The organism is Cellulosimicrobium sp. MI9406, from assembly GCF_040595865.1.
GTDB lineage: Bacteria > Actinomycetota > Actinomycetes > Actinomycetales > Cellulomonadaceae > Cellulosimicrobium > Cellulosimicrobium funkei.
In genome coordinates, this window is record NZ_JALIZI010000010.1 from 185873 (window position 1) to 193964 (window position 8092).

General features: G+C 75.8%; 8 protein-coding genes. 4 read left to right on the plus strand and 4 right to left on the minus strand.

Annotated elements, in window-relative coordinates; genetic code table 11:
- Both MT994_RS18110 and cofD read right to left on the minus strand, forming a co-directional pair.
- Positions 1–882, minus strand: a complete 882-nt coding sequence (locus MT994_RS18110; RefSeq protein WP_354807370.1) for a 2-phospho-L-lactate guanylyltransferase — start codon at positions 880–882, stop codon at positions 1–3.
- Positions 875–1828 (minus strand): 2-phospho-L-lactate transferase, encoded by a 954-nt coding sequence (gene cofD / locus MT994_RS18115; RefSeq protein ID WP_354807371.1) that lies wholly within the window; start codon positions 1826–1828, stop codon positions 875–877. Before cofD ends, MT994_RS18110 begins: the two co-directional genes overlap by 8 nt.
- A gap of 85 nt (positions 1829–1913) precedes the next feature.
- On the opposite strand from cofD, the gene MT994_RS18120 reads away from it, so the two are divergent.
- The 3 genes from MT994_RS18120 (at position 1914) to MT994_RS18130 (ending at position 4609) form a co-directional block, all read left to right on the plus strand.
- Positions 1914–2234 carry an MTH1187 family thiamine-binding protein gene (locus MT994_RS18120; protein ID WP_021483491.1) on the plus strand — a complete coding sequence of 107 codons (321 nt, stop codon included), beginning with the start codon at positions 1914–1916 and terminating at the stop codon, positions 2232–2234.
- Between the two features lie 148 nt (positions 2235–2382).
- On the plus strand, positions 2383–3837 hold the full coding sequence (locus MT994_RS18125; protein WP_354807372.1) for a hypothetical protein: 1455 nt from the start codon (positions 2383–2385) through the stop codon (positions 3835–3837).
- 127 nt (positions 3838–3964) lie between these two features.
- Positions 3965–4609: an aspartate/glutamate racemase family protein gene (locus MT994_RS18130; protein ID WP_354807373.1), complete on the plus strand. Its 645-nt coding sequence runs from the start codon at positions 3965–3967 to the stop codon at positions 4607–4609.
- A gap of 13 nt (positions 4610–4622) precedes the next feature.
- Here the strand turns inward: MT994_RS18130 and MT994_RS18135 are convergent, their stop codons facing one another.
- Positions 4623–5474 carry an ABC transporter permease gene (locus MT994_RS18135; protein ID WP_340697269.1) on the minus strand — a complete coding sequence of 284 codons (852 nt, stop codon included), beginning with the start codon at positions 5472–5474 and terminating at the stop codon, positions 4623–4625.
- Positions 5471–6568: an ATP-binding cassette domain-containing protein gene (locus tag MT994_RS18140; protein ID WP_354807374.1), complete on the minus strand. Its 1098-nt coding sequence runs from the start codon at positions 6566–6568 to the stop codon at positions 5471–5473. Before MT994_RS18140 ends, MT994_RS18135 begins: the two co-directional genes overlap by 4 nt.
- Before the next feature lie 93 nt (positions 6569–6661).
- On the opposite strand from MT994_RS18140, the gene MT994_RS18145 reads away from it, so the two are divergent.
- Positions 6662–7675: a WYL domain-containing protein gene (locus MT994_RS18145; RefSeq protein WP_354807375.1), complete on the plus strand. Its 1014-nt coding sequence runs from the start codon at positions 6662–6664 to the stop codon at positions 7673–7675.
- The last annotated feature ends 417 nt before the right edge of the window (positions 7676–8092 follow it).

Genomic DNA, 8092 nt, shown 5'->3' on the forward strand with positions numbered 1-8092 from the left:
TCAGGCGTCGTGGTCGCGCAGCGCCGGGACGTGCAGCCCGACCGCGGCCCGCACGGGCGGGGGCAGCTCGCCCCAGTCGTCCAGCGTGTCCAGGTCGACGGCGGTCCCGGGCCGCTGCACGACGACGGCCCGCAGCCCGAGCCGCTCGGCCTCCGCGACGTGCGCCGCGCGGCTGCCCGGCCCGAACCGGAACCGGAACCCCCCTCCGCCGGGACCGCCGTCGGGCCGAGCGCGAGGTTCCTGGCGTCCTGCGCCGGTTCCCGAGACCGCGGTCGTGCTCGACGGCGCGGAAGCCGGGGGTCCGAGGACGAGCAGGTTCGTGCCCGCGCCGACCCGGTCCGTCGCGACGACGACGGGGGCGTCCTCGGCGAGCAGCGCCGCCACGTCCGCGGTCGTGAGCGCCGGGAGGTCGGCGTGCGCGACGAGGAGCCGCACCGGGCCCGGGGCCGCCGCGTCCTGCGCCGCGGCCTCCTCCGCGATCTCCCGGCCCAGCTCGACCGCCGCGTCCAGACCGGGCCGGTCCGCGGGCTGGAGCACGATGCGCAGCCGGTCGGCGTCGGCGGTCAGCAGGGGCAGGTCGTCGGACGCGGCGTGCGCCGCGTCGGCGGACTCGTCGACCACGACGTCCCGCAGCGCCCGCCACGTGAACCGCGGGTCGGACGTCACGACGACCACGCGCTCGACGCCGTCGCTCGCGAGCAGCGTCCCCACGACGTGCCGCGCGAGCACGCCGATCAGCCTGCTGCGCGACGCGGGGTCGAGCACGTGCGCGAGCCGCGACTTCCCCGACGACCCGTCGCGCAGCGGCACGACCGCCACGACGCGCCTCGGGCCCGGGGCGCCCGGGCGAGGGCCGCCGTCGGGCCGCACGAGGTCACCCACGCGCGATCCCCGCCGACCGCAGCAGCGTGCGCGCCAGGCGCTCGCGGCCCTCGGCGCCGCCCATGACCGTGTCCGTCACGACGACGTCCATCCCGAGCGCGCGGACGGCGTCCGCGAGGTGCGCGTCGTGGTCGTCGATGACCATGACGTCGACCAAGCCCGCGTAGAGGCGCGCGACGCCGAGCGCGGAGACCTCGTGCCCGAGCGTCGTGAGGATCTGCGCCGCCGGGCCCTTGAGCGCGCGACCGCCCACGATCGGGCTCACCGCGACGCGTCGCGCTGACGTCCCGGCGAGAGCCTCCCGCACGCCTGCGACGCCCAGCACCGGCTCCACCGACAGGAACGGGTTCGACGGCGCGACCACGACGACGTCGGCGCCGGTCACCGCGTCGAGCACGCCGGGCGCCGGGCGCGCGGCGTCGATGCCGTCGTAGACGAGACCGAGCACGTCGTCCGCGTGCCGGCGGCCCACGAAGTACTCCTGGAACCCGAGGCGCCCGGCGGGCGTGTCGACGAGCGTCGCGACGCGGTCGTCGGTCACGGGCAGCACGCGCGCCCGGACGCCGAGCGCGGACGTGAGCTGCGCGGTGACGTCGGACAGCGGCGCGCCCGCGCGCAGCCGGGCCGTCCGCACGACGTGCGTCGCGAGGTCGCGGTCGCCGAGCGTGAACCACGTGTCCTCGCCGAGCCGGCCCATCGCCTCCAGGGTCGCGTACGTCTCCCCGACGACGCCCCAGCCACGCTCCTCGTCCGCGAGACCGGCGAGCGTGTACGTCACGGTGTCGAGGTCGGGCGAGATCCACAGCCCGTGCAGCTCGACGTCGTCCGCCACGTTGACGACGACCGCGAGGTCCGTCCCCGCGAGGTCCAGACCGTGCGCGAGGCGGGCCCCGCCGACCCCGCCCGCGAGCACGGTGACGCGGTCGGTGCGGTGTTCTGCTGTCACGACGACGAGCCTACGTCGGAGCACGGTCCCCTCGGGGAGTCCCGGTGCCCCGGCCCGTGGCGCGGCGCCGTGCCACGATGGACCCATGGCCGTCTTCGCCTTCTCCGTCGCCCCGCTCGGTGCCGGCGAGTCCGTCGCGGACTCCGTCGCCGAGGCCGTCCGCATCGTCCGCGAGTCGGGCCTGCCGAACCGCACCACGTCGATGTTCACCGAGATCGAGGGTGACTGGGACGTCGTCATGCCCGTGATCCAGCGTGCGACCGAGGCCGTCGGCGCGGGCGGTCACCGCGTGTCGCTGGTCCTCAAGGCCGACATCCGCCCGGGTCGCACGGGCGAGCTCACGGGCAAGGTCGAGCGCGTCGAGGAGCGGCTCGCGGCCGAGTCGGAGGACACCGGCCACGCCTGACCGGCGGGTGACGCCCGGGCCGGAGGGCGGGGCCGGACGGCCCTTGCGCACCGGTTCGCCCGCTTCGAGGGACTTGACCCGCCCCCGTAGGCTATGGCGCATACGCCCCCGCCCAGGTCGCGTTTCCGCTGCTGCAGGAGAACCCCCGATGCCCCTCTTCGAGGTGGACGCCGAGCGTCCCGTACTGGTCCAGCCGCCCCAGCAGGCAGGAGCATTCGGGACGGACGCGCAGCGGGTGGTGGACGGCAACCTCGAGGGACTGCTGGGCGAGCAGATCTTCCCGGTCGCGCAGGGCACGTCCGACGACGAGCCGCACCTCCTCGCGCTCGACGCGGCGGGGCTCCCGGTCGTCATCGAGGTCACGGCCGAGCTCACCGAGGAGGCCCTGACCGCGGCGCTCAACCACGCGGGCCGTGCCGGTCGCCTCACGCGCGCCGAGCTCGCCGCGCGCTACACGGGCGGCGCGTCGCGCTTCCAGCAGGACGTCGCCGCGTTCTACGACAACGTGCCCCTCACGCGCTCGCAGGCGACCGCGCGCGCCACGGGCGCGCGCCTCATCGTCATCTGCTCGAGCGCCGCGCCCGGCATCCAGGACGCGCTCGACTTCCTGCGCCAGCCCGGCTCGCCGGTCGCGGTGCTGCGCCTCGGCGTGGTCCACGGGGCCGACGGCCGTCGCTTCGTCGACGTGTCCCCGCTCGCGATGACGCGCGACAACCCCGCGCCACCCGCGGCACCCGAGCCCCCGCGGGGCCGTGCCGTCGCCCCCGGTTCCGACTTCGCGGACGGCGTCGCCGTGGGCCGAGCCCTGACCGGCAAGTTTCCCGTGGTGACGCGTCAGGCCGCGAGGTCCCGGGCGGAGCGCCGCCGGGCCGCTGAGCTGGAGCCCCGCACCACCTACGGCGTCGCGCCGTCGTCGGCCGACGAGACGGGCCAGCTCGCCCCCCTCACCGCGTCGGGCGAGCCGCGCCGCGCCGAGCCGCCCGTGCTCGACTTCGTGCCCCTGGACGACCCGCTCACCGCGCGCACGGCGCCCGAGCCCGCGCCGACGGCCTGGGCCGACCGCCGCCCGGTCGAGAGCGCCGACGAGGCACCGGCCCCGCGCACCTCGATCCTCACGCGCGAGTCGATCCGCACCCGGGAGTCGATCCGGACGCGGGAGTCGTACCTCACGCACGAGTACGGCGACCAGCGCAGCCCGGCGCAGGAGCGCCCGTACGACCCGCTGTCGTACCACCCGCCCGTCGACCTCGGCACGGGGCCCGACCTCCCGTCGCCGAGCCGCGACGTCGCGCCGGTGCCGTCCCCGCCCGCGGCCGACCTGCCGCTCGGCCCCGAGGACGACCCGGACCTCGTCGCGCTCGCCCGCGCGTTCGGCGCCCCGCGCCAGCTCGTCTGGTCGCGACCCCGGCGCGGGCAGCGCTTCGAGGCGGTGCTCCAGCCCGACGGCTTCATCGAGCTGTCCGACGGCGCCAGGTTCCGCCACCCGGACCTCGCCGCGGTCGCGGTCTCCGGCACCCACACGGCCGACGGCTGGAGCGTCTGGCGCCTGGGCACCGACGACGGCCCCACGCTCACCGACGCGTTCCGCGAGCACACCGCCTGAGCCCGCCGGCCGGGACCGCTCCCGGCGTGAGACGGGAGAAGTGGCCCCTGGAGGACTCGCCGCAGGGGCCACTTCTCGCATCTCGTGCCGGCGCCCCGGGACCGCACCACGACGACCGGAGGCACGCGTGATCGGGTTCCTGCACACGGCGGAGGTCCACGTCGCGACGTTCGGCGCGCTCGTCGACGAGGTCGCGCCGGGGGAGGGCCACACGCACCGCGTGGACGTGCCCCTGCTCGACGCCGCGCGCGGGGGCGTGCCCGTCGCCGCGCGGGTGCGAGCCCACGTCGAGGCGCTCGTCGCGGCGGGCGCGTCGGTGGTCGTGTGCACGTGCTCGACGCTGGGGCCGGTCGCGGAGAGCGCCGGTCGGGGGTCGTCCGCGGTCCCCGTGGTGCGGGTGGACGCGCCGCTCGCGGCGGAGGCGGTGCGCGACGGCGGCCGGGTCGCCGTGGTCGTCGCGCTCGCCTCGACGCTGGCCCCGACGACGGAGCTCCTCGCCGCCGCAGCCCGCCGCGCGGCGACGCAGGTCGAGCTGGAGCCGGTCGTCTGCGGCGACGCCTGGGCGGCGTTCGAGGCCGGCGACCTCGCGGCGTACCACCGGGCCGTCGCCGACGCGGTGCGGGACGCCGTCGTACGCCGCAGGCCCGACGTGGTCGTGCTCGCGCAGGCGAGCATGGCGCCCGCTGCCCGGCTGCTCGCCGACGTGCCCGTCCGGGTGCTGACGAGCCCGGGGAGCGCGGTGGCCCGGGCCGTGGAGCTGGCCCGGGCCTGACGCGCGCCCGTGCTCAGTCGGTCGTCCGCACCATGGTCCGGATCCCGACGGCGAGCCCGACGGCGGCCGTCACGACGGCGGCGACCCACCCCCACGCGACGGCGGACGCCGTGAGGTCGCCCGCGAAGAGCGCCCGCTCGGCGTCGACCACGTAGCGCAGCGGGTTGACGTCGGACGCGACCTGCATCCAGCGGGGTCCGGTCTCGAGCGGCAGCAGCATGCCGGACAGGATCATGAGCGGGAAGACGAGCGTCTGCTGCACGACCCAGAACATCCAGTCCTGCTTGCGGACGGCGAGCGCGAGCGCGTAGCTGAGGGAGCCGATCCCCACGCCGAAGACGGCGAGCAGCACGAGCCCCACGACGGCGCCGGCGGGGTGCAGCTCGAAGCCGAACGGCAGCATGACGAGCACCACGACGACGGACTGCGCGACGATCGGGACCATCTCCTTGAGCGCGCGCCCGACGAGGAGCGACGCGCGCGACAGCGGCGCGACGAGCATCCGCTCGTGCGCCCCCGTCTGCAGCTCGACGAGGAGGTTCGCGCCCGTCGTGGACGTCCCGAACAGCGTCGTCATGACGAGGATCGACGGCACGAACCACTGCCAGACGTTGCCGCCCAGGACCTCCTGCCCGGTCGTCGTGCCGCCGAGCGACCCGACGAGGAGCGGTCCGAACAGCGCGAGGAAGACGATCGGCTGGACGAGCCCGAAGAGCACGGAGAACGGGTCGTGCAGCACGGGCCGCAGCTCGCGCACGAGCACGATGCCGGTGTCGCGGGCGAAGGCGGCGAGGCCGCGGCGCGGGGCGTGCGCGCGGCTCGGTGCCGTGCGCGGGGTGGTCGGGGTCGTGGTGACGGTGCTCATGCTGCGGTCCTCTCGGTCGGGTGGGCGTCGGCGCCCGTGGTGGCGCCCGCCTCGCGCAGGCTGCGCCCGGTGAGGGCGAGGAAGACGTCGTCGAGCGTGGGCCGGCGCACCTGCGCGGTGTCGACGGCGATCCCGGCGGCGTCCGCCGCGCGCAGCAGCCGGGGCAGGTACGCGTCTCCCCGCTCGGCGCGGACCTCGAGCGCGGGTGCGCTGCCGGGCCGGGCTTCGGGCCCGGTGTCGGGCCCGACGGCGCCCGCGTCCTCGGGCGCGCGGGCCACCTCGCGGAAGCCCTCGACGCGGCGGGCCAGCGCGGTGAGGTGGGCGGCGTCGTCGTGCGCGCGACCGCCCGACGGCGCGAGCGTCACCAGGACGCGGTCCCCGGCGAGCTCGGCCTTGAGGTTCGCGGCCGTGTCGTCGGCGATGACGCGCCCGTGGTCGACGACGACGACCCGCTCGGCCATGGTGTCGGCCTCGTCGAGGTAGTGCGTCGTGAGGACGATCGTCATGGGCTCGCCCGTCGTCGCGCGGGCGCCGTCGCGCATGCGCAGGACGTGCTCCCACAGGTTCGCGCGGTTGTGCGGGTCGAGACCCGTGGACGGCTCGTCGAGGAAGAGGAGCGACGGCGCGTGCACGAGACCCATCGCGACGTCGAGCCGACGGCGCTGCCCGCCGGAGAGGTCGGACACCTTGCGGGTGCCGTGCGCCGTGAGCTCGAGGGAGTCGAGCAGCTCGTCGGCGCGTCGCCGGGCGGACCGGCGGTCCAGGCCGTGGATGCGGCCCTGGCTCGCGAGCTCGTCGACGGCCCGCTGCGCGTGCCCGGCCCCGTTGCCCTGCCCGACGTACCCGATGCGGTGGCGGACGGCGTCCGGCTCGGCGACGACGTCGTGGCCCGCGACGGTGGCGGTGCCCGACGTCGGCCGGGTCAGCGTGGTGAGCATGCGCAGGGTGGTCGTCTTGCCGGCCCCGTTGGGGCCGAGGACGGCGACGAGCTCGCCCGGCGCGACGTCGAGGTCGATGCCCCGCACGGCGTGCACGGTGCGGCTCTCGTCCCGCCCGACGGCGAAGTCCTTGGTCAGTGCTCTGGTCCGGATCACGGTGCTCCTCCTGGGTGCGGTGCGTGCGTCGGGGACGACTCTGCTCCGGGTAGCGGACAGGTCCGGTCCTCTACCTCGTGCGACGCTGGAGCCATGCTCGAGACCTCAGGACGACTGCTGCGGTTGCTCTCGCTGCTCCAGGCGCGCCGCGACTGGCCGGGGGCCACGCTCGCGGAGCGCCTGGAGGTCAGCCCCCGCACCGTGCGGCGCGACGTCGACCGGCTGCGCACGCTGGGCTACCCGGTGCGCGCGACCAAGGGCCCCGACGGCGGGTACCGGCTCGACGCCGGGGCGGACGTGCCGCCGCTCCTGTTCGACGACGAGCAGGCCGTCGCCGTCGCGGTCGCCCTGCGCACGGGCGCCCTGCCCGGGGTCGAGGACGCCGCGGCCCGGGCCCTCGCGACCATCCGGCAGGTGATGCCCGCGCGGCTGCGGACGCGTATCGACGCACTGGAGGTGACCGCCGTGCCGGGGCGCCGGGAGCAGGAGCTCCCCGCCGTGCGTCCCGACGTGCTCGTCGCCGTCGGGACGGCGGCGAGCGAACGACGCGTGCTCCGGTTCGACTACGACGGCGGCACCGGTGAGGTGCTGCGCGCGCCGGGTGCTCCGGAGGGCGCGGGGTTCCGCGCCCCGCGGCGCGCGGAGCCGCACCACCTCGCGACGTGGGGCGGGCGGTGGTACGTCGTCGCGTGGGACCTCGACCGGGAGGACTGGCGCACGTTCCGGGTCGACCGGATGGTCCCGCGCGAGGGCACCGGGGCACGGTTCACGCCGCGCAGGCTGCCGGCGCCCGACGTCGCGACGTTCGTCGTGGAGCGGTTCGCCACCACCAGCTACCCGGTACGCGGCACCGTCGAGCTCCACGCGGGCGCCGCGACGGTGGCGCGCTGGGCGGGCACGGACGCGATCGTCGAGCCGGCAGGGGAGGGACGGTGCCGCCTGACGACGGGCTCCTGGTCCTGGGGCGGGCTCGCGGCCCGGTGCGCGATGTTCGACGTGCCGTTCGACGTCGTCGGGCCGCCCGAGCTGCGCGACGCCGTACGCGTGCTGGGGGAGCGCGCGCGAGCGGCGGCGAGGGGTGAGCCGGGTCACGAGGGAGCGAGTTGACCTCCTGGCCCGCGACCCCGTAATGTTCTCGAGGTCGCCCGGCAGGGAGGAACAGACACCACGGCACAGCTCTTCGGAGCAGATGCGAAGTGGCTGGTCCCCCGGGCGAAACTCCCACCAGATTTCTCGGAGCACAGTGCTGCGCCGTGAGTGCGGTGAGGGTGTCTGGATCAGGTACATTTCTGAACGGAAATCCGGTTTTCACCGGTCCGGGACGAACGGCCGGGTCTGGTAGGATTCAGAACGAAGGAAGCGCCCCGCGCAAGGGCCTCGGGAACGAGGTCGGAGGCGGTGTGTGTCGGTTGTTTGAGAACTCAACAGTGTGCTTGTTAGTCAATGCCAAATTTTTTGTCCCTGTGGCATGGCTGGCCTGGTTGCCCGTCCGGGTGGTTGGGTTGGTTGTGTCTGGGATTCCTT